Raw genomic sequence first — 19,531 nt, forward strand, 5'->3', positions numbered from 1 at the left:
CCTTCGATGTCGTTGTTGTCGATGAGGCCGGCATGGTCGGCACCGGCCACTGGCATCAACTGCTGTCCGCGACGACGGCGGCCGGGACGAAAACCGTCCTGGTGGGTGATGCCCACCAACTCGCCCCGGTCAAAGCGCGCGGCGGGATGTTTGCCCAACTGTGTGACGAGCTGCCCTGGACCCAACGCCTGAGCGAGGTGTGGCGCCAACACGACCCTGCCGAACGGGCGGCCTCACTCGCTTTGCGGGATGGTGGGCCCGCGCCGGTGCGCCGCGCGATCGACTGGTACCGCAACCACCACCGCCTGGCGTGCGGGGACCAGGTCACCATGGCCGCCGACGCCCTGGCCGCCCACCAAGCTGACCTCGCGGCCGGAAAGGACAGCCTGCTGCTGGCCGACACCGTCGAGATGACCGACGCGCTGAACCGCCGAGTTCATGACCACACTGTCGCCGACCGCGCCCGCCAGGGCCTCGAAGTGGCCACGGTGACCGGGGCGCGCGGTCACCACATCAGCGCCGGCGACGTCATCGTCACCCGCAGCAACGACCCCACCATCACCGTCAACGCCGCCGACGAAGCCCGCACCCCGATCCAGGACGAGGCCCCGGTCCGCAACGGGCAGCGCTGGCACGTCGTTGCCGTCGACACCAACCCCGACCGCCCACGGATCGCCGCACGCCGACACGGCGACCAAGCACTGGCAGTCTTCGCCGACAGCTACTTACGCGAGCATGTGCAGCTCGGGCACGCGGTCACCGTGCACACCGCCCAAGGCGTCACCGCCGAAACCACCCACGCCGTGCTCGCCGACACCGCCACCCGCAACCTGGCCTACGTCGCCCTCACCCGCGGCCGCGCCTCGAATCACGCCTACCTCTACCAACGCACGGTCGGGGAAGGCGATCACCAACACCGCGACCTGTCCGACGGGGTTCACCTCGCGCACCGCGGCACCCCCACCCACGCCGGCCGGACACTGCGCCACATCATCGGCAACGACACCCCCGCCCAAACGGCCCACCAAACCGCCGCCCAGGCACCGGCCCACGCGCTACCCGAGCGCGTCGCCTCACTGGTCGCCGGCCACCAGCGCGCCGTCACCGCCAGACTGGCCAGTCATCGCAGATCGCAACGCAGACAACAGGATCGAGCCCTCGACCGCGCGCTAGGCCTTGACCGCAGTCAAACCCGAAGCCGGGAAAGGGATCAGGGCTATGACCTCAGCCTCTAACCACCCGGCGGCGGCCGTGCTCGATACCGACCGTATCGACGCGACCGCTGAGCGCATCGCCACCGACTGGGGACACCACGGCCACAACACCCTCACCGCGATGATCGCCGAGCTCTACACCGACCTCGCCGACCTCCCGCCGCGCTACCAACGCGCCGACATCCTCACCGACGCCGCCGACATCACCGCCACCGAACTGATCACCATGCTCGACGACCACATCTACCAAGAAGTCGACCGGCCACCGGTCACCGAATACGGCTGGGTCATGCACACCGACGACCGCCACGCCGCCGTGGTTGCAGCCCTCACCAGCCGCACCGCCAGCCACCTCACCTGGTGGCTCACCGACCAACTCACCGACTACCTCACCAACCGCGAAGCCGAAGACCTCGACTGAAAGGCGTTGAGGACGGGGCCGCGCGAGCGTGTCGCCAGCCGCCAACCCGCATCAACGCCCGTAAACTTGCCGCCATCTGGTGTGATTGGCGCGCGCCAAAACGGCCTTGGTCGATCGGCCGCCCTTCAAAATTCTGGTCGGTGTGCGCCTGTCACACACCGGATGGTCGCTGTCCCATGAGACACTCGATGGGCGCTATTCGTGCGCCCAAAACAACATCGCTCCGCGCGAACCGCGGTCTCTGAGCTTTCCTCTCCGGGCGGTAGCGCCCTACCGTCAAACGGAACAGCTGCAACCACTCTGCCGCTGTTCATCCATGACTTCCATTGCGGTGCAATGCATCCGCAATGGAAGATGCTCTTTTAAGAGCATCAATTAGCCGGGTTGATCAACCCGGCTTTTTTCATATCCACCCACCGGTGGCCCCCAGAAAGCCGCACTTTCCAACGGAGTGCGGCTTTCGTCGCAGGAGGTAACAACACATGGACGTAGTCACGCACGCCTGGATGATCCTTATGGCGGCCGGCCCACGCAACTGCCACACACCGCCATCGACGGCTGCAGACAGCTCTTTCGTCATGAGATGTGCATATCGCATCTGGCTCGATCCGGGCGCAAAACTGCAGCTGTTCGGCGGCTACGGCTACATGGCCGAGTATCCGATCGCACGCATGTTCACTGACTCCCGCATTCAGAAAATCTACGGCGGCACCAACGAAATCATGAAGATGATTATCGGGCGAACGCTGTAGAACCGTGGGACCGCTGCATGGCGTACGGGTCGTCGAGATGGCGGGGCTCGCGCCGGCTCCATTCGGTGCGATGATCCTGGCCGACCTAGGTGCCGACGTCGTGCAGGTCAAACGTGGCGGCGACCCCGGTGCCGGGGTGGTGCCACCCGACGGTCCCCTGGACCGGGGCAAGCACACACTCACCCTGGACATCAAGGATCCGACCGACCGCGAGACACTCCACGCGCTCGTCGACACTGCGGACGTATTCATCGAGGGGTTTCGTCCTGGTGTCGCCGAACGGCTCGGCATCGGGCCCAATGAGCTGCTGTCGCGCAACCCCAGGCTGCTCTACGCACGAATGACCGGTTACGGCCAACACGGGCCATTAGCGCCGCGTGCCGGACACGACATCAACTACATCGCCATCTCCGGTGCGCTCGACCTGGTCGGCCGCCCCGGCGAGCGGCCACTGCCACCGGCGAACATGATCGGCGATTTCGCCGGCGGCGGCATGCTGCTCGCCATCGGAGTGCTCGGCGGTCTCTACGAGCGCGAACGCTCCGGGCAAGGGCAGGTGATCGACGCGGCAATGGTCGACGGCTCAGCGCTGCTCACCGCATTCATGCATGGCATGCACCACAACGGGCTGTGGAACCAGCCACGCGGACAGAACCTGCTCGACGGCGGCGCACCGTTCTATGACACCTACGAATGCGCCGACGGCAAGTACGTCGCGGTCGGCTGCGTGGAATACCCGTTCTATGTGCAGCTGTTGGCCGGGCTCGGCATCGACAATCCGCAACTGCCCTTCCAGCTCGACAGCACCGGCTGGACAGAACTACGCGACGTCATCGGCGCCAAATTCAAGGAACGCACCCGTGACGAATGGGCCAAGACATTCGCTGAATCCGACGCGTGCGTCGTCCCGGTGCTCAGCCCCTGGGAAGCACACGAACATCCCCATAACGCAGCGCGCAACGCCTTCATCGAGGTCAACGGGCTGCGCCAACCCGCGCCGGCACCACGCTTCAGTCGCACACCGCCAGCGTCCCCGGAACCGTCAATTGACCTCGGTGATGTTCAATGGCTGATGTCGCGGTGGAGGGGTGGAGCCGACAAGGTGGACTGATTCGCAACCCAGTATCACAACTGAGGCCCGTTCTGAAATGCCTTCACATCAGGACGGCGCGACGTGCTCTACTGGGCATATCCGCTAGGCGAGTGAAGTGTGTTGTTCGTCGGGGACGCCAAAGGGTGTGCTAACCACCGTGTTCGCGTTGAAAGCTGTCGTAGGCTGCGGCGATGATTTCGGTGGTGGCATCGGGGTGCTCAGCGGCAACACGCCTTACCGCAGCCAAAGTTTGAGGTCCCAAGCCCATGGCGCGGTCAGGTGAGCGGCCCCCGACGAGGGCACTGTTGAGCGCGGACTCGAAGCGCTGTCGCCGTGTTGTCAGAAGGGGATCAGCGCCGCTGGAATGACTCAAACGTCCGAGCCTTCCTGTGAATCTCTCCGCGATTCACGTGCTGGGGTCGGCGAGAGGCCTACGTAATGCCGGGCCTGTCGGCGAATTCCGGCTAACGCCTCCTCTGCAGTTGCCGCCTGCCAGGACAAATTCGGATACGAGTCGCACACCCCGAGGTACAACCATGAATCGGCTGACCACAAAACTCTAAAATTCACCCCGTGGTCATCAGTAGTCTCGCTTACTACTGACCAATCAGCGTCGCGATGAATCCCCAGGGCACGTCTTCTCGGGGAGCTGCTCACCGCAAATCCTCCAACGCGCGACGGTCAATTTTCCCTGCAAGTTAGCGGCGGTCGTCAATGAACCCACCCAACTAAGCTGTATCTATCATTCAAACACCATCAGCCAAGGTTTTCAGAGAATTGGCTGCGGTCAGCGGCGTCGAAGCCGCGGGCCACCTGTAGATGGGTCTGCGCGACTACGAGCACGTCACCGGCATCAACGCGCAAATGATCGTGCGCCGAAGCCGCACTGCTGCAACGCATCGACGTCCGGATGCCCCCGGGAGTGCGATCTCGCTGCGACCTTCGAGGGCAGCTCTCTTCCGAGGGCGACACCGGTCCCGCCGCCGCACGATGCTGAAGCAGCGAGTGAGTTTTGGTGCTCCTACGAAGGGAACGGGTCTGCGCCATGGGGCGGCGGCTGCTGCGCCGGGGGTGGGTAGTCGGGCTGCTGGTACCCGCGGGGCGGCTGTCTGTCTGGTTGCTGCTGCGCGGAGGGATCGTAGGCTCCCGGGGCCGCGCCGACCTGACGTGATATGTGTCCAGGCCCGGGGTGCTGGGAGGTGGACGTTTGGTCGCGGAGGGTGCGGCTTTGCTGTTCGGCCTTGCTGAGGTAGTCCTCCCAGCGGTGCCGCATAGGTTGGATCAGTCCGCCGCCGACCCCGACGACCAGGATGCCTCCGATCGTGCCCAGGATGGCGATGAGCACCGGCAGGGTGACTGTGAGCGCGATGCCGATTTGGTTGAGCGCGGCGATGATCCCGAGTCCGAGGATGAACACGCTGGCGATGTTGGCCAGCATTCTGCCGTAGGACAGGCCGCTGAGGCTGTTAGACAACAGGTCTCGCGCCGCGGCGGCGATCGCTGAGGCGACGACCACGATGATGAGGGCGACAAACAATTTGGGCAAGAACGCGATTACCCCGGTGAGCAGGTCGCTGATGGGGTTGGGGCCGAACACCCCGAACGCGAGTTGCAGCACGAAGAGCACCAGCGCGTAGTAGACGATCTTGCCGGCGATGGTGGACGCGTCGTATCGGCTGTTGGCCAGGGCGCGTTTGACGCCTCCGCGTTCCACGGCGCGGTCGAAACCGACCCGTTCGAGGATTTTGTCAACTGCTGTGGAAAGCAGTTTGGCCACGATGATTCCGATGATCAGGATCAGCAGAAACGCCACCAGTTTGGGGGCGAAGATGGCTACCGAGCGCCACATGTCGTTCAGCGCGTCCCTCATATGCACGTCCATTCCCTGGTGAGCGGTGTTGCGCGACAGGCGAGATGGTCAAGGGCGCATTCACCGGCATGTTTGATGGAAAAGTATGGCACGAACCGTCACTGGAATCAGTTCCCTGATCTTCGGCCCAGGAAACTTTCTCGCCGGCCTGGGAACTAACGCGTTTATTCGGTGAGCGGGTTTCCGCGCACGATGTCGATGACGGCGACATCGATTTGATGTCCGAGGGCGGCGGCGCCAAGCAAGTCGTCGAGGATGCTCGCGGCGATCTCGCGCACGTGGTCGGCGACCTCGGTGAGTTGGTTGCCGTAACGGCCGGTGATCTCCACGCTGATGCGTTGCAGGTCGGTGCCGTCGAGGTGCACGTCCACCGCGCTCGGCGTGCAGATTCGGTCAACGCGCAGCGCGGCGGCTAGGGCCGCCCGGATGACCAGATCGCTGACCGCGATGCACCCTGGCAGTGGCGGCTGCTGGGGGTCGGGATCCTGCGCGGCGACGGGCCAGCCCGAGCGGGGGGTGTTACGCACCGCGGCGATCACGGTGTCGGCGATGCGGTTCCAGCCAGGTTCCCCCAGTTCCCGAAGTGCTTGCCCGGCGCGCGAGAGCAGCTCGCCGAGCGGGTCGTCGCCGTTCACCGCTGCCATCGCTGCATCCTTTGCCGCAGAGTCACTTGAGCGCGGTGGTGATGTCCGCGCGCCGCCCCGGGACTCATCTTCAGGGTCACGCCGATCTGGGGGAACGTCAAGGCGTCAATTTCCCGTAACACCCAGCATGCGCGCTGCCGGACCGGCAATTCGGCCAGGGCACGTTCCAGGGCGGCCAGAAACTCGGTGATGGACACCACCACTGCTGGATCCTGTGCGGCCGCGGAGGGGTTGATCGGGTCGAGGAGGCGGTCATCGATCGGTTCGGCGTAGCGCACCCGCCGCGAATCGACAATTTTTCGGTCGCAGATGCGGAACAGCCACGTTTTCAAGGCGGCGTCGCCCCGGTAGTTGTGGATCTGGCGCCAGGCGGCGATGAACGTTTCCTGCACCACGTCATCGACCGCGTCGCAATCGCTGATCATGCGCCGCACATAGCCGTAGAGCAGCGGACCGTAGCGGTGCACGATGGTCTCGAACGCGACGCGGTCACCGAGGGCGGCAGCCACAGCCAGCGCGTGTTCACCGAGCTGGTTGGTCGCAGAGGAAGTTTCCCGGGGTGGGGTGTCCACCACGCCGCGACCTCCTCCCGACGCCAGGCTTGAGGCGCGGAATGAACCGATCCACCCCGTAGAAAGTGTTGGGACAAAATCTTTCATGTGCGTCCGGGAAGTCGGGTGCATGTGTTCTACATCACAATTATGGGTCCGGGTGTGCGCTTTTCGGCGCTCGTCCCGTCTACGGCTAGGTAACCCTGTCGAGGCTTGTGAAAGGAACCGTGTCCCATGACAAGCAGCAACACCCCGCCCCCCGCGACCACACCGAAGTCTCTGGCCGCGGCCGGCACCGAGTCGGCGTTGGCCACCGCTCAGGGCAAGACCACGATCGCTGACACGGTGGTCTCCAAGATCGCCGGGCTGTCAGCGCGCGACGTCAACGGTGTCTACGATCTGGGTGGCGGCGCGTCGCGCATCGTCGGTCAGCTCCGTGAGCGCATCCCGGGCGCCACGGTCAATCACGCTCAGGGCGTCTCGGTGGAGGTCGGTGAGAAGCAGGCCGCGATCGACATCGACATCGTCGCCGAGTATGGGGTCGCGATCGCTGACCTGGCCAGCGGCATCCGCCGCAACGTCATCTCGGCGATCGAGAAGATGACCGGCTTGGAGGTCACCGAGGTCAATATCGCCGTCAACGACGTCCACGTCGAGGACGACAGCGACGACGACACCAGCACCGACAGCAGTCGTCCGGCGCGGGTGCAGTAGGTGAATGAGGGGTATGCGGCCACGCCGGTACCGGAGCAGCCCGCCGACCGGCTAGCCGCTGCGGTGCTCGCGGTTCCCGGCGTCGCCGCGTTGCACCCCGGCATGTTCGGTGAGGTGGGCACCTACCTACCCGGGCGGCGGGTCGCCGGTATTCGCCTCACCGACACCGCCGTTGACGTGCATATCGTTGTGGTGTTCGGCGTGCCGGTGCGCGCCACCGCCGCCGCGGTCCGCGCCACCGTCGGCGCCCTGCAGCCCGGCGCCGCGGTCAACGTGACCGTCGAAGACGTCGCACCCGCCCCGTCATGACCGACCTCCCGCCAGCCGCACCGCACTCGGCCGCCAACCGTGCTCGTCGCAGCGCCCGGCGGGCAGCAGCGTGGCAGCACCATCCCGACCGCGGCGGCTCCGCGGCAGCGCTGATCGCCGCGCTGGCCGACATTGACCGGCGCGGCGCGGACGGCGGGGCGCACCAAGAGGTGGTGCTGATCATCCGGCGGTCGCGGCGGGCACGGCTGCACCGCTGGCTGCATCAGTGGCGGCGCGGCCACAGCACCCGCCGCTACCTCACCCTTTAGCGCCGAACGCGAACTCCGCTACCGCCTTATTTTTAAGAAAGGACCTCCTTGATGACTACTGCCACTGCGGGTTTACTGGCCGGGCTGCTGCTCGGCATCGCCGCCGCCGCCGGCGGATTCACCGGTTTCCTGATCGCCCTGATCCTGGGTGCGCTCGGCTACGCGATCGGCGCGCAACGCGACGGTGAATTCGACTTGGGCACGCTGCTGCGGGGACGCGGCCGTGGCTGATACCGCACCCGCTCTCGACGGTGACCCCGGCGAGCGGGGCTCGCTGATTGTGCACGACCGGGTCGCCGAACAGATCACGGCCAAAGCCGCGCTGGACACCGCCGGGGTTCGGCCGCATGCCAGCGGCCTGGCCAAACTCGCCGGGCGCGGCACACCCAAAACCCACGTCAGCATCGCCGCCGGTCGCGTCCGCGCCAAAGTCGACATCGCGGTGCCCTGGAACTACCCCCTGAGCGCCGTGGCTGCCGACGTGCGCGCCAACGTGACCTTCGCCCTGTCCCATCTGGCCGGACTGCAAGTCGATGGCGTCGATGTGGCGATCGCCGCCGTCACCACCCACGACGCCAGCACCCGAAAGCGGGTCCAATGAGCCCCCCCGAACACCTTGAACACGTTCCACCCACCCACTCGACCTCTGGGCCGCTGCACAACGGCACCCGCCACCCCGCGGCCACGCCCCAGTCCCCGGCCTCGGCCCCGCCGCCGTTGGCCCCTGCCGCCGCGCACTACATCGGCGTGGTCAGCGCCCTGCTGCTGATCTGCCTCGGCGCGATCGGCATCCGCGACGGCCTCGCCGCGGCCGGCGCGATCCGCGGACCCTCCTGGACCCGCGCGGCCGTCGACTGGTTCGACGGCCAATCCGCCCACGGGTGGATGGTCCCTGTCGGCGCCCTCTTGGCCATCCTTGGCCTCGTTTTGGTCGGCGCCGCGCTGTCCCCGCGCCGCCGCACGGCCCTCCCCGTCCAAGCCACGACCAGCGTCTACCTCGACGTCTCCGACACCGCCAAACTCGCCGCCGCCGCCGCCCGGATCGTGCCCGGCGTCACGAAAGCCACCGCGTCGGCGACCCGCCGCACCGTCACGGTGAGCGTCCGCACTACCGGACCTGAGGTCACCAAAGACGCCGTCGCCGCCGCCGTCCGCACCGCTCTGCAACCGCTGACCTCAATACCGCGCATTTCGGTGCGCACTCAAGTGGAAAGGCCGTGAACCGGTGACCCGTACCGCCACCCTGATCGACCGCTTCGCCGCGCTGATCCTCGGCCTCCTCCTTCTCGGGGTAGGAGTGGCCATGGTCATCTGGACCACACACCTGATCAGCGGCACCCCGGTCTATCTCACCGCGCCGGGGCTGATGACCGCCGCGGACACCGCGTGGTGGCCCTGGGCTGTCACCGTCGCAGGGATTGCGCTGCTGTTGCTCGGGCTGCGGTGGCTGGCCGCGCACCGGCCCGCCCGCCGCGCCGGGGACCTCACCCTGGCCGACAGCAACCTGTCCGAGGGCTGCCTGTCAGCCAATCTCGGCTCCCTGGCTGACGCCGCGGCCGCCGAACTGCGGGGACGCCCCGCGATCAAAGCCGCTCACGGCAAAGCCGTCATGGACCGCGGCAAACCCAGCATCCACCTCGACGTCACCGCCGCCGGCACCGACACCCTCGCCCACGCCGCGCACGCCGCCGACGAGGTCGCCGCCACCGCGGTCGGCATGCTCGGCGACGCCATCGCGATTCAAACCCGCCTGCACGTCAACACCCGCAAACCCGACCCTCGACGACTCACATAACCCGACCCCACCCCGGGTGAGCACCACGAGACACCCTGGGGACCGATAAGTTTCCGCCGCACGCGGGAAAACCGCAGCACCACATCACCGAAGGGAAGCAAGCAATGGCAGACAGTAACAGCGGACCCGCTGAAGGCATCAAAGGTGCCGTCGAAGGCGTCAAGGGCAAGGCCAAAGAGGTCGCCGGCGCGGTGACCGGCAACGACAGCCTGTCCGAGGAGGGCAAGGCCCAGCAGGACAAGGCCGACGCTCAGCGTGACGTCGCTCAAAAAGAAGCCGAAGCCGAAGCCGCCCGCGGCGAAGCCAAGACCCACGAAGCACGCCAGAAAGCCGCCGAGTAGCCCCGCCGCTGCCCGTCCCGCCCTGCCCGGGCGGGACGGGACGGCCACCTGTTGGCCGACCGCCGCATCTTCCAGCGTCCTCAGCCCTGAACACCTAAAGGGGAACCCATGATCGGAACCATCATCGGCGCCCTCGTCGTCGGACTCCTCGTCGGTGTCCTGGCTCGACTCGTCATGCCCGGCAAGCAGAACATCGGTGTCATCGTCACCGTGATCCTCGGCGCGATCGGATCATTCCTGGGCACCTGGGTGTCCTACAAACTCGGATACTCCAACCAGAACGGCGGATTCAAGATCATCCCGTTCCTTGTCGGAATCATCTTCGCCGTCATCCTCATCGCCGCATACCTCGGCATCACCGGCCGCCGCGGCACCCGCAACCCGCTAACCGCCCACTCCCGGCGGCACCGCACCCGTCACCTGTCCCCTGAAAGGAAATTGCCCATGCTGGCACTTCTGAGTTCACCTGTGCGGCGGTGGCTGCTGGTCACGCTGGTGCTGCCGCTGCTCGCATTCGCTCTGGGCAAGATCGGTCTCTACCTGCAACGCCGCAACGGCGGTGCCCCCACCCGGCTCTCACGGGCACTGCTGTCGGTATCGGGCCTCGCTCGGCGACGCAGCAACCGCGGCCACCACGACAACGACCTCATCGACAACCCACGATCCGACACCGCATCTATCGCATCGCCCCTCCCCGCAACCACTTCCACTATGCCGCAGCAGTAACCACCCCCGGATAGGGCACACACCATGACCGCGAACCGCACCACCAAAAAGACCACCGGCCGCCGCAAGGCCGCACCCGACACGTCGACCAAGAAAAAATCCGCCGCCCCGTCACCATCACGCACCACGAAGACCTCCACAACAACCGCGAGCCGCAGCGCCGCCAAAACCGCGCCGCCACCGCCAGCAGCCAGCGTTGCCGCCGCCCAAAAGGTGCTGCGCGCCGTCGAACGTCGCGAAGCCACCCTGCACAAATCCCTGAACCAACACACCAAAGTCCTCAAAAAGATCAAGAAGTCCCTTAGTGGACACAAAGACGCCATCAAAAACCTTGAAATCGACCTCAAAAAAGTGAAAAAAACTCGCAAGTCGGTGACCTCTGCCCTCTAGACGGTCGGTGACCTCTGCCCTCTAGACGAACAGCACCGCCGTCTCGCCACCCACCTAGCAGAAGGCCCGCGTCATATCGAAGAAGCCGATATAGCCTGACCGCTTGCCAGGGTGATGGGACCATTTCGGCAGGTTCGCGGTTCGACGTCGAACAGTTTGTCGGCGCGACTGACGCACGCCTCAACCACATCACGGCCGCAGCACCCTCACCGCGATGATCGCCGAGTCTCTACACCGACAAACCCGGCCCTTGTCGCAATCATGCAACGCGGGTTGCGCCCCGCAATCCCCCTTCTTGGGGGTTGTCAACATCGGCTACCGGGTCAGGGAGCTGGCGAGTTTCAGGGTGCGGGGGTGAGGAGGACGACGCGCAACTGATAGTAACGTTGGACGTTAATAACGAGTTACGTTACTATTGAAGGATGATCCGGTCGTTCCTTGATAAAGACACCGAAGCGGTGTGGGAGCGCAAGTTCGTCAAAAAATTTGGCCCGGATCTGAGTAAGACCGCCTACCGCAAACTCGTTGTCCTCAACGCCGCCACCACCCTTAACGACCTGCGCGTTCCTCCGGGAAACCGACTCGAGAAACTCGTCGGCGACCGGGCTGGGCAGCACAGCATCCGCATCAACGACCAATGGCGAATCTGCTTCACCTGGGACGCCACCAACGCCGATGACGTCGAAATTGCCGACTACCACTAAATAAATCCTTTAGATCAAGACACACCCACCACTCACACGACCCAAGGAACCCCAGCCCCATGACCACCACTCACGCACCCACTCACGCACCCGCCGACTTCGCTCCCATCCACCCTGGCGAGATTCTGCTGACCGAGTTTCTTGAGCCTCTCGGAATCACCCAGTACCGCATCGCGAAGGCCATCGGCGTTCCTGCCCGCCGCATCAACGAGATTGTGCACGGCAAACGCGCCATCACCGCCGACACCGCGCTGCGCCTGTCTCGAGCGCTGGGACTGTCGGACATGTTTTGGGTCAACATGCAGGCCCAGTACGACGCCGACATCGCCCGCGACCACCTGGCTGCCCGCCTCGACGCCATCAATAACATGGTTCCCATCAACAGCGGTGATTGACACTCGATCGTTGGTCGCTAATAAATCAGACCGCGCCGCTTCCCGTCGGCCGCCACTACCGGCCTCTACTTCCTCTTGAGTGGCATCTTTTGGCACCGCGACCGGCTTTTCCGCCTCGTTAAGCCACTCGATTCTCGTCGGCTCCCCCGCGCACTAGGTCGGCAAAGACCATGTCAAGCCCCGAACCGCGGGGCCCTGCGCACCGCCAGAACATGCACAGGCTGCGTCCCGATAACGAAGGTTTCCGGGACATTCCGCCAACAAGCTCGCTACCTGGGGCTTCACCATCTCGAAAACGTGTACCGAAACTGTCGGTGGCTGGTGGTAGAGAACAGGGCATGAACCGGATGCTCGGCTACGCCCGAGTCTCGACCAGCGATCAGACGGTACGCAGCCAGGTGGACGCTCTGGAGAGGGCCGGCTGCGTGCGGGTCTGGACGGACACCACCTCCGGTGCTCGCGCGGATCGGCCGGCCCTCGAAGAACTCCTCACCGACGTGCGCAATGGGGACACCGTGGTGGTGACCCGGCTAGACCGGCTCGGCCGATCGCTACCGCATCTGCTGAATCTGGTGGAGCAGCTGGCCGCCCAAAACGTCGGGTTGCGCTCGTTGGCGGAGCAGATCGACACCTCCAATGCGACCGGGCGCCTGATCCTTCACGTCTTCGCCGCGTTGGCCGAGTTCGAGCGTGGCATCAACCACGAGCGCACCATGGCCGGTCTGGCCGCGGCGAAATCACGCGGTCGGATCGGCGGCCGCCCGAAAGCGCTCACCGGCCATCGTCTCGATCACGCACGTCGGTTGGCTGAATCCGGGATGTCCGTGACCGACATCGCCGACATGCTTCTCGTCGGCCGATCGACCCTATACCGAGCCCTCAACCAGCAACAGAAAGGCGACAACACGATGACCGCACACGCGATAGACCGCGTCTGGAGCATCCGGGATGCCGTATTGAAATGGCTGTACCTCAAAGCCATGGTCGACGGCAATCGGCACCCTGTCCTCCTCGCCGAGGACATCGCCAAAACCGTTGACTGGCAAGCTGATCCGTTAACCGAGCCGGACGTGGCAGCCGCGTCCGACTGGCTCAAAGAGGAGGGTTACCTCACCGGCGGTGGCACCTTCGGCCACGGCGTCGTTCGCCCGTCGATCACACCGCGGGGCGAAGCGCTCGCAGACGCCGGGCGATCCGTGCGGGGTGGAAACACCCCCGCCGATCCGCAAGGCACAACGATGATCACCATCAGCAACAGCACCAAGGTGGCGGTGGGCAGCCCTGGCGTCACGCAGACCTACACCCTGACCCAGCAGCGCGAAAGATCTGTCGCGGTCGCAGACGCTTTAGAAGCCTCGTCAGGAGATTCTCCCGAAGTGGCCGAGGCCCACCGCATCGCATCCGAGATCAAAGCCGAAGCAGCTTCAGATCAGCCGAATCCGAGCCGCTTCAAGCAGCTCGTCATGTCGGCGATCACCGCCGGGGCTGCGGCATTGGGGCAGGCTGCCGCAACCGACTTAGTTCACCTGGGAAGCCAAGCGCTGCAAACGTTTTAAGTCTATTCACGTCCACTGTCGACGACATGGTGGACACTCACTCGGATTCACATCCTCTATTTGCTCATCGAGCCGTCGCACGGCATCTCCGGCGTAGGTCTCGGCCACCTAGATCGTCTCTTTCGACACGCCTCCGACGTTGAGAATCAGAGACAGCCGATGTGAGACTGGAAATGAGACGCACGAACTGGCGCGATACAGGGTCAGGCGAGCCATTTTGGCCTGTCTCGTTTCTTAGAGACGAGACACCTCCTATAACGGCTTCCTGAACCGATTGTGGCTCGGGAAGAGAGCGTCAGCAAGCGGGCCGCCATCGGGCTTCTTCGGCGCGCCGCTGGATAACCCCACCGGTCGCCGCCCCGCGCGGCGCACCCCGAACCTGGGGTCGGGGCTATTGCAGATCGGTATCGCCGGTGGCGGTGCTGTTCTGTTGGGCGTACGCGGCGTCGCGCACGACATCGTCGGTTTCCAATCCAGCGCCCAACGCGCCGCCCAGGGTCGCCAACGAGCAGGTCAGCCACGCCAGCTCGGCGTAATCACTGACGTGCACGGGATGTCCGACGGCGTCGCTGAAGCCGCGCGGCACTACCAGGCAGGCTGCCGCGACCCCGGCGAGGACCAGCAGGACGGCATAGAAGGTAGCCACACCGATCACCACCGTCGCTGTGGTGGCGATGTTGAATAACGCCACCTGTTCTCGGTTGCGCCGTTGCGGCGCACGCTCCCACAACTCGGCGCCGATGATCAGCGTGGCGACCACCGCGGTGAGTGACCCGACGGTGGCACCGGCCAGCCGCACCGCGCCGAATGTATCGGCCAGTCGCCAGATGTCGGAGGTGACCAACGCGAAAACGCCCGCGGCCGCGGCCGCCGCCAGTGCCCGCGATAACCGCAACGTCAGCCGCCAGGGTTGATTGGCCCGCACCATGCCGAGCAGCAGCCGGATGTTGCCGGTGAGCACCCGGGCGGTGAAGGCATACGGTTGCTCGCCGACGTCGGTACCCAGTTCCCGGACCCGCTGCGACACGTCCGGCGCCGACCCCGCGCCGCTGCGGGGCAGGTTTGGGTCGACGCCCAACAGTTGCTCGACGAGCTGCGCCATTAGATGTCGGGCGCGGTCACCCCGTCGGGCGCCCAGCGCAGGCACACACACGACCGCCACTTGATGCATCGGGCTGGCATGGGCGAGGACCGGGCGACGGGCGCGGGTGTGCAACGGCAGATCGGTCAAACAGACCACCACATCCCAACCGCGGCGCAACAGCATCCGCCGGGCCGCCGCCACGATGTCGGCGTCGCTGGCCGGTGCCGCAACGAGCCGATCCTGTTCTACCTCGATCCGCCACTTCGCCCCGGGCAACCGCTGCTCAAGAACGGATTGCAGACCATCAGCGAGCGCCCGCTGGGCCATCTGAACCGGCCGCCCCGGGGCAGCGACTACACCGAGCACCACGCACGCCGAGGAGAGCGCCTCCCCTGCTGGGCTCACCACACACATCTCCGCATCGCTTGTCGGGCACCGCCCCGGCGGCTTTGAGCAGCAGTAACCGGTCGGTGCGGTGAATCAACGTCATCGAGAACAGTGAAGAGTCCTGCCGGTTCCCATAGTCAGCAAGGCAGCACCTCGACAAGACGTTCCAATCGGTCGAGCACGGATTCAAGCATGCTCTCGAACTCGGCGGCGCTGTGATCTGCAGACAGCATCGTCTGCAGCCGCTGCAGATGCGGGTATTCCGACAGGTCACGGCTGCCACGCCGCTGATCCAGGACGGTCTGGTCGGGATGCAGGTCGGTCCCGCGGGACGAAATCTCCAACAACAGCTGCCCCAGCAGCGACGCGGTGTAGGTGCGATAGGCCGCGACCGCGGCGACATCGTCGAAACCGTAGGAGATCAAGGTGTCCAAGAAGGTTTCCATCCAGCGCAGACTCCGCAGTGGGGGTCGCACCCACGGCGCCTGCGGCGCCTCGGAGGCCAGCAGAGGAAACACCTGCGGATGATCGAGCGCGGTTTGGCGGACCCCATGAGCCAGCCCGACCAGATAGTCCTGCCAGCTATCGTTGAGGTGTCGGGCGGCGAGGTGCTCGGTATGAAGCCGGTCCACGACATGGTCGACCACTCCGGTCACCAGGTCCCCGCGGCCACGCACGTACCGGTACAGCGCCATCGCCTCCACACCGCACGCCGCCCCCAGCCGGCGCATCGTCAACCGGGCCAAACCATGCCGATCGATGAACATCAGGGCCGCCTCGACGACAACCTCCCGACTCAACCCCGACACATTCTGGGCAGCAAGACGTTCCAGATGACCGGCACCGACGCCGCACTCCACCGCCGGCTGGCTCTCCTTCATCAGCCCCTTGCCCTTTCCGCGCGGCGCGCCGGATTCTGCGCACCGGCACACCGGTGAGCAGAGCTCCAGTTTCTCGACCCATCGCCCCTGCCCCGCGACGCCCTGACGAAAGTTTAGAGCGTGAACGACGGGCGCTGAGAAGAGCGCACCTGTTGGCCGACCCGGCTGTGAGCGGCCACACACCCTCACCTGTTTACACCGTAAACAGGTGAGGGGTAGGTTGATCTCACCGGCTTCAGCGCGTAGGGCGGTCAACAACCGTTATCCCCGCGCATACTCGCGCGAGAGAGGGTCGGTCCGATCCGATGGAATCCTCCATTTCCAGCTTTTATCCCGGTCTGCGGCTCAGTAAATCCCTTGCTGCCGCGCTCATCGATCCGCAGAGCATGGTGCGCATCACAGCAGAGCGCGTCGGCTCTGCTGTCGTTGTGCACGCCGGCGGGGAAATCGATGCCAGCAACACCGCGACGTGGCGATGTGTGCTTGACGAGGTGACGGCCGCCGCAGTTACTCCCGGCCCGGTCGTCATTGATCTCGACGGGCTAGATTTTCTGGGCTGTTCGGCGCTTGCGGCCCTCAGTGAGGCCGCTGACCGGTGCCGACCGCAGGGCATCTCGCTGCGTCTGGTCAGCACACGGCCTATCGTGGCCCGGATGTTGGCAGTCGCCGGCTGGCAGCAGCTGCCCGTGTACCGCGACGTCTGGGTCGCCATCGACGCCGACACCACGCCCGCCACGGGTTTGACAGCGCCCTTTAACTCAGCGCGACCGGGGAGTTCTGCCGCAGGCATCCCTGGGCTCAATCGTGTCGGGCCGCCTAGCACCTTGGCCGACAGCGGGATGTGTTGAGCACGCCGGACAACATGCGGAGATCATGGTGAAAACAACCAACGATGGGGCGCTGGCCGACCGCGTCGATGAGCAGTGCGGTTCAATCGGCCTTGAGCGCGGATTCTGGGTGCCGCAGCTCGGGTCGGCGTGGTTCCTCTTCGATGAGCAGCGGTGGGACTGGTCGCCCACCGTTGAGCAGATGCATGGCTACCGGCCAGGAACGACAACCCCTGACACGGGGCTGCTGGTAAACCACGTCCACCCTCAGGACCGGGAACACGTGATCAGTCTTCTCGACTGGGTCCGTCGCACCCGCCTGCCGTTCAGCACCCGGCATCGCATCATCGACACCCACGACCAAGTCCATGACGTAGTCGTGATCGGGGCGCCGATCCACCACAGCCGCACCCGCGCCCCGATCGGATTGCAGTGCTCCTGTGTGGACCTCACCGCTGCCACCTCTCCCGCGGATTCCGTGCGCGGGCAGCTGCGCACCACCGCCGCCTACGGCTACACCGACCACGATCGGCGGCGTCGGATCCGCGCTGCCACCCATTGCTGACGACGCGGCGGGAAAACCACCGCGGTTGAGTACGTCGATACGAACCCCCGATTCGCCCCTTCCCACCCGACAGCACCACACCCTTAATCAATCCCGTCGAGGAGATCCTGCTGTGACCGCCACCACTACCGTCGCCCCGTGGCCCGGAATCATCGCCGCCTATGCTGATCGGCTGCCTATTGAAACCGGTTGGGCGGCGGTCACTCTCGCCGAGGGAGCCACCCCGCTGTTGCCGGCGCCACGGCTTTCGGAGCTCACCGGGTGCACCGTGGCGCTCAAGGTGGAAGGCCTCAACCCCACCGGGTCGTTCAAAGACCGCGGTATGACGGTGGCCCTCACCGCTGCGGTGGCCGCCGGCGCGAGAGCGGTGCTGTGCGCCTCGACCGGCAACACCGCCGCCTCCGCCGCAGCGTACGCCGCGCGGGCAGGGATCACCTGCGTGGTGCTGGTGCCGCACGGCAACATTGCCGCTGGCAAACTCGCCCAAGCGGTCATGCACGGTGCCACCGTCATTCACGTTGCCGGCTCGTTCGACGACTGCCTCACCCTGGCCCGCACCGTGACCGCCGAGGATCCGGCCATCGCGTTGGTGAACTCCATCAACCCCTACCGCATCGCCGGCCAGAAGACCGCGGCCTACGAAATCGTCGAATCCCGGGGCGGCGCCCCGGACGTGCATGTGCTGCCGGTGGGCAACGGCGGCAACATCACCGCCTACTGGCAGGGCTACAGCGACTGCCACCGCGAGGGGCGCACCGACAAGCTGCCGCGCCTGCTGGGGGTGCAAGCCGCCGGCGCCGCTCCGCTAGTGCACGGTCAGCCGGTCGCCGAGCCCGACACCGTCGCCACCGCCATCCGCATCGGCGCACCGGCCGCCTGGACATCGGCCGTAGAGGCCCAACACGCCTCGCGGGGAGCGTTCCTCGCCGTCGAGGACACCGACATCCTGGCCGCCTACCGCACGGTGGCCCGCCGGGAAGGCCTGTTCGTGGAGCCGGCCTCAGCAGCCAGCATTGCGGGCCTGCTCGCCGCAGCCGAACAGGGCTGGATCCCCCGCGGATCGACCGTGGTGTGCACCCTGACCGGCAACGGCCTCAAAGACCCCACCACGGCGCTACACGGTTTGGCCCCGATCACCGCAGTGCCCGCCGACACCGCGGCCGTCCTGGCCGCCATCAACGCCACCGATCCCCGGGGGCAGCGGCGATGAACACCCCCCGCAGCGCGGGCGGGCGCCGATCAGTGCGCCGGCACGACGTGCGGCTTTCCACAGCTTGACAGCGCCATAGACGCCGTAGTTGTCCTCCCAAAGCTTCTGCAGCGCCGGCCCCAGGACGGCATCGCGGCGGGCACGGGCTGACGGTGGCCGGGTCGTAGCGTCGTAATAGGTGCTCGGGGCCACCTGCACTCCTGCGCTGCGCAGGACGGTGCAGATGGGCTCGACCCCGAACTCGGCCCGGTGAGCGTCGATGAAGGCGACTATTTCTTGTGTTGGCGGTCGAGCTCCGCCCCGAAGAAACTCGCTGCTCTTTTCAGGATCTCGTTGGTGCGCTTGAGTTCTCGGTTCTCCTGCTCAAGCTCCTTGAGCCGCGCAGATTCGGCGGTCGACACCCCGGGGGTCAGGCCTTCGTCAATATCGGCCTGGCGTACCCAGGTGCGGACCGACTCCACGCCGTAGCCGAGTTGGGTGGCGACCCGCTGCACTGTGCCCTGCGCAGTACCCAGTTCCGCGCGTAAGGCCCGGACCATCCGCACCGCTGCGGCCTTCTCCTCTGGGCTGTAGCGCCGCGTCGTGGGCTTCCCAGCAGACTGTTCCTTCGGCATACCTGCATCCTCGTTTCCAAGGTCAGGAGCCTCCAGGATTTCCAGGGCGATTCAGTGTTCCCGTTGTGGCCGTCCTCGGGGGCACCGGCTGGGCACGCGTCAACGACACGCTAGGGCCGGTGCTCCAGTACACCGACGGGCGGGTGTTCACTCTGGAAACACTGGACCAGATGCTGAGCGTGCAACCCTTCCCGCAGCTGCTCGGCCTTACCGACTAGC

General features: G+C 65.7%; 24 protein-coding genes, 3 pseudogenes and 1 other annotated feature. Of the genes and pseudogenes, 21 read left to right on the forward strand and 6 right to left on the reverse strand.

What is annotated here, in order from left to right; all coding sequences use genetic code 11:
• The 4 genes and pseudogenes from AWC12_RS01185 to AWC12_RS01205 form a co-directional block, all read left to right on the forward strand.
• Window positions 1-1,235, forward strand: a 1,235-nt coding sequence (locus AWC12_RS01185; RefSeq protein WP_165762750.1) for an ATP-dependent DNA helicase, incomplete at its 5' end; no start/stop codon positions are given.
• Entirely contained in the window at window positions 1,219-1,635 is a 417-nt protein-coding gene (locus AWC12_RS01190; protein WP_131705539.1) for a hypothetical protein, read from the forward strand. The genes AWC12_RS01185 and AWC12_RS01190, both read left to right, overlap by 17 nt.
• Before the next feature lie 620 nt (window positions 1,636-2,255).
• A pseudogene (locus AWC12_RS01200) lies at window positions 2,256-2,387 on the forward strand (acyl-CoA dehydrogenase family protein); the annotation flags it as partial.
• A 4-nt stretch (window positions 2,388-2,391) separates the two neighbouring features.
• Window positions 2,392-3,498 carry a CaiB/BaiF CoA transferase family protein gene (locus AWC12_RS01205; protein WP_024449087.1) on the forward strand — a complete coding sequence of 369 codons (1,107 nt, stop codon included), beginning with the start codon at window positions 2,392-2,394 and terminating at the stop codon, window positions 3,496-3,498.
• Between the two features lie 1,003 nt (window positions 3,499-4,501).
• On the opposite strand, the gene AWC12_RS01210 is transcribed toward AWC12_RS01205, so the two are convergent.
• From AWC12_RS01210 to AWC12_RS01220, 3 genes are all read right to left on the reverse strand, one after another.
• Window positions 4,502-5,350, reverse strand: a complete 849-nt coding sequence (locus AWC12_RS01210; protein WP_024449086.1) for a mechanosensitive ion channel family protein — start codon at window positions 5,348-5,350, stop codon at window positions 4,502-4,504.
• Window positions 5,351-5,514: 164 nt separating this feature from the next.
• Window positions 5,515-5,994, reverse strand: coding sequence for a hypothetical protein (locus AWC12_RS01215; RefSeq protein ID WP_024449085.1), 480 nt, complete (start codon window positions 5,992-5,994; stop codon window positions 5,515-5,517).
• Window positions 5,982-6,569 carry an RNA polymerase sigma factor gene (locus AWC12_RS01220; RefSeq protein WP_024449084.1) on the reverse strand — a complete coding sequence of 196 codons (588 nt, stop codon included), beginning with the start codon at window positions 6,567-6,569 and terminating at the stop codon, window positions 5,982-5,984. Before AWC12_RS01220 ends, AWC12_RS01215 begins: the two co-directional genes overlap by 13 nt.
• A 210-nt stretch (window positions 6,570-6,779) precedes the next feature.
• Between AWC12_RS01220 and AWC12_RS01225 the strand changes: the two genes are divergently transcribed.
• The 13 genes and pseudogenes from AWC12_RS01225 (at window position 6,780) to AWC12_RS31965 (ending at window position 13,744) form a co-directional block, all read left to right on the forward strand.
• Complete coding sequence (locus AWC12_RS01225; RefSeq protein WP_024449083.1) at window positions 6,780-7,259, forward strand: Asp23/Gls24 family envelope stress response protein; 480 nt, start codon at window positions 6,780-6,782, stop codon at window positions 7,257-7,259.
• Window positions 7,260-7,568, forward strand: a complete 309-nt coding sequence (locus AWC12_RS01230; RefSeq protein WP_024449082.1) for a hypothetical protein — start codon at window positions 7,260-7,262, stop codon at window positions 7,566-7,568.
• A complete protein-coding gene (locus tag AWC12_RS01235; protein WP_024449081.1) occupies window positions 7,565-7,837 on the forward strand; it encodes a hypothetical protein in 273 nt (90 codons plus the stop codon). Before AWC12_RS01230 ends, AWC12_RS01235 begins: the two co-directional genes overlap by 4 nt.
• 51 nt (window positions 7,838-7,888) lie before the next feature.
• The gene (locus AWC12_RS01240) at window positions 7,889-8,068 is read left to right on the forward strand and encodes a hypothetical protein (RefSeq protein WP_024449080.1); all 180 of its coding nucleotides are present in this window, start codon (window positions 7,889-7,891) and stop codon (window positions 8,066-8,068) included.
• Window positions 8,061-8,438 (forward strand): Asp23/Gls24 family envelope stress response protein, encoded by a 378-nt coding sequence (locus AWC12_RS01245; protein ID WP_024449079.1) that lies wholly within the window; start codon window positions 8,061-8,063, stop codon window positions 8,436-8,438. Before AWC12_RS01240 ends, AWC12_RS01245 begins: the two co-directional genes overlap by 8 nt.
• The gene (locus AWC12_RS01250) at window positions 8,435-9,058 is read left to right on the forward strand and encodes a DUF6286 domain-containing protein (protein WP_131705540.1); all 624 of its coding nucleotides are present in this window, start codon (window positions 8,435-8,437) and stop codon (window positions 9,056-9,058) included. Before AWC12_RS01245 ends, AWC12_RS01250 begins: the two co-directional genes overlap by 4 nt.
• Window positions 9,059-9,062: 4 nt before the next feature.
• Entirely contained in the window at window positions 9,063-9,632 is a 570-nt protein-coding gene (locus AWC12_RS01255) for a hypothetical protein (RefSeq protein WP_024449077.1), read from the forward strand.
• 104 nt (window positions 9,633-9,736) lie between these two features.
• Complete coding sequence (mbp1, locus tag AWC12_RS01260; protein ID WP_024449076.1) at window positions 9,737-9,973, forward strand: microaggregate-binding protein 1; 237 nt, start codon at window positions 9,737-9,739, stop codon at window positions 9,971-9,973.
• A gap of 108 nt (window positions 9,974-10,081) precedes the next feature.
• Window positions 10,082-10,351, forward strand: a pseudogene (locus tag AWC12_RS01265) (GlsB/YeaQ/YmgE family stress response membrane protein); the annotation flags it as partial.
• Between the two features lie 372 nt (window positions 10,352-10,723).
• Window positions 10,724-11,089: a hypothetical protein gene (locus AWC12_RS01270; protein WP_024449073.1), complete on the forward strand. Its 366-nt coding sequence runs from the start codon at window positions 10,724-10,726 to the stop codon at window positions 11,087-11,089.
• A gap of 422 nt (window positions 11,090-11,511) precedes the next feature.
• Window positions 11,512-11,793: a type II toxin-antitoxin system RelE/ParE family toxin gene (locus AWC12_RS01275; protein ID WP_024449106.1), complete on the forward strand. Its 282-nt coding sequence runs from the start codon at window positions 11,512-11,514 to the stop codon at window positions 11,791-11,793.
• 59 nt (window positions 11,794-11,852) lie between these two features.
• Window positions 11,853-12,188, forward strand: a complete 336-nt coding sequence (locus AWC12_RS01280) for a HigA family addiction module antitoxin (protein WP_024449105.1) — start codon at window positions 11,853-11,855, stop codon at window positions 12,186-12,188.
• Between the two features lie 338 nt (window positions 12,189-12,526).
• Complete coding sequence (locus AWC12_RS31965) at window positions 12,527-13,744, forward strand: recombinase family protein (protein WP_085171823.1); 1,218 nt, start codon at window positions 12,527-12,529, stop codon at window positions 13,742-13,744.
• A gap of 391 nt (window positions 13,745-14,135) precedes the next feature.
• Here AWC12_RS31965 and AWC12_RS01290 read toward each other — a convergent pair whose 3' ends face one another.
• Both AWC12_RS01290 and AWC12_RS01295 read right to left on the reverse strand, forming a co-directional pair.
• Window positions 14,136-15,233, reverse strand: coding sequence for a hypothetical protein (locus AWC12_RS01290; protein ID WP_234813791.1), 1,098 nt, complete (start codon window positions 15,231-15,233; stop codon window positions 14,136-14,138).
• 119 nt (window positions 15,234-15,352) lie between these two features.
• Window positions 15,353-16,015 (reverse strand): TetR/AcrR family transcriptional regulator, encoded by a 663-nt coding sequence (locus AWC12_RS01295; RefSeq protein WP_024449102.1) that lies wholly within the window; start codon window positions 16,013-16,015, stop codon window positions 15,353-15,355.
• Between the two features lie 386 nt (window positions 16,016-16,401).
• Between AWC12_RS01295 and AWC12_RS01300 the strand changes: the two genes are divergently transcribed.
• The 3 genes from AWC12_RS01300 to thrC all read left to right on the forward strand — a co-directional run bounded on the left by AWC12_RS01300 (window position 16,402) and on the right by thrC (window position 18,698).
• Entirely contained in the window at window positions 16,402-16,944 is a 543-nt protein-coding gene (locus AWC12_RS01300) for an anti-sigma factor antagonist (protein ID WP_024449101.1), read from the forward strand.
• A gap of 25 nt (window positions 16,945-16,969) precedes the next feature.
• Window positions 16,970-17,488 carry a PAS domain-containing protein gene (locus tag AWC12_RS01305; protein ID WP_024449100.1) on the forward strand — a complete coding sequence of 173 codons (519 nt, stop codon included), beginning with the start codon at window positions 16,970-16,972 and terminating at the stop codon, window positions 17,486-17,488.
• 112 nt (window positions 17,489-17,600) lie between these two features.
• Window positions 17,601-18,698, forward strand: a complete 1,098-nt coding sequence (gene thrC / locus AWC12_RS01310; RefSeq protein ID WP_024449099.1) for a threonine synthase — start codon at window positions 17,601-17,603, stop codon at window positions 18,696-18,698.
• 24 nt (window positions 18,699-18,722) lie between these two features.
• Here the strand turns inward: thrC and AWC12_RS01315 are convergent.
• Window positions 18,723-19,312: pseudogene (locus AWC12_RS01315) on the reverse strand (transposase); the annotation flags it as partial.
• Window positions 18,882-19,013: a sequence feature (AL1L pseudoknot), on the reverse strand. (Overlaps the previous pseudogene by 132 nt.)
• Window positions 19,313-19,377: 65 nt before the next feature.
• Here AWC12_RS01315 and AWC12_RS30930 point away from each other — a divergent pair.
• Window positions 19,378-19,530, forward strand: a complete 153-nt coding sequence (locus AWC12_RS30930) for a hypothetical protein (RefSeq protein ID WP_157863565.1) — start codon at window positions 19,378-19,380, stop codon at window positions 19,528-19,530.
• Window position 19,531: the final 1 nt, after the last annotated feature.

Origin of the sequence: Mycolicibacterium iranicum (assembly GCF_002101705.1) — a bacterium.
GTDB classification, from domain to species: domain Bacteria; phylum Actinomycetota; class Actinomycetes; order Mycobacteriales; family Mycobacteriaceae; genus Mycobacterium; species Mycobacterium iranicum.

Excerpts from the sequence above, each read along its gene's own strand:
- AWC12_RS01190 (WP_131705539.1), top strand. The coding sequence starts at position 1,219 with ATGACCTCAGCCTCTAACCACCCGGCGGCGGCCGTGCTCGATACCGAC.
- AWC12_RS01210 (WP_024449086.1), bottom strand. The coding sequence starts at position 5,350 with ATGAGGGACGCGCTGAACGACATGTGGCGCTCGGTAGCCATCTTCGCC.
- AWC12_RS01215 (WP_024449085.1), bottom strand. The coding sequence starts at position 5,994 with ATGGCAGCGGTGAACGGCGACGACCCGCTCGGCGAGCTGCTCTCGCGC.
- AWC12_RS01225 (WP_024449083.1), top strand. The coding sequence starts at position 6,780 with ATGACAAGCAGCAACACCCCGCCCCCCGCGACCACACCGAAGTCTCTG.
- AWC12_RS01235 (WP_024449081.1), top strand. The coding sequence starts at position 7,565 with ATGACCGACCTCCCGCCAGCCGCACCGCACTCGGCCGCCAACCGTGCT.
- AWC12_RS01240 (WP_024449080.1), top strand. The coding sequence starts at position 7,889 with ATGACTACTGCCACTGCGGGTTTACTGGCCGGGCTGCTGCTCGGCATC.
- AWC12_RS01250 (WP_131705540.1), top strand. The coding sequence starts at position 8,435 with ATGAGCCCCCCCGAACACCTTGAACACGTTCCACCCACCCACTCGACC.
- mbp1 (WP_024449076.1), top strand. The coding sequence starts at position 9,737 with ATGGCAGACAGTAACAGCGGACCCGCTGAAGGCATCAAAGGTGCCGTC.
- AWC12_RS01270 (WP_024449073.1), top strand. The coding sequence starts at position 10,724 with ATGACCGCGAACCGCACCACCAAAAAGACCACCGGCCGCCGCAAGGCC.
- AWC12_RS01275 (WP_024449106.1), top strand. The coding sequence starts at position 11,512 with ATGATCCGGTCGTTCCTTGATAAAGACACCGAAGCGGTGTGGGAGCGC.
- AWC12_RS01280 (WP_024449105.1), top strand. The coding sequence starts at position 11,853 with ATGACCACCACTCACGCACCCACTCACGCACCCGCCGACTTCGCTCCC.
- AWC12_RS31965 (WP_085171823.1), top strand. The coding sequence starts at position 12,527 with ATGAACCGGATGCTCGGCTACGCCCGAGTCTCGACCAGCGATCAGACG.
- AWC12_RS01300 (WP_024449101.1), top strand. The coding sequence starts at position 16,402 with ATGGAATCCTCCATTTCCAGCTTTTATCCCGGTCTGCGGCTCAGTAAA.
- AWC12_RS01305 (WP_024449100.1), top strand. The coding sequence starts at position 16,970 with ATGGTGAAAACAACCAACGATGGGGCGCTGGCCGACCGCGTCGATGAG.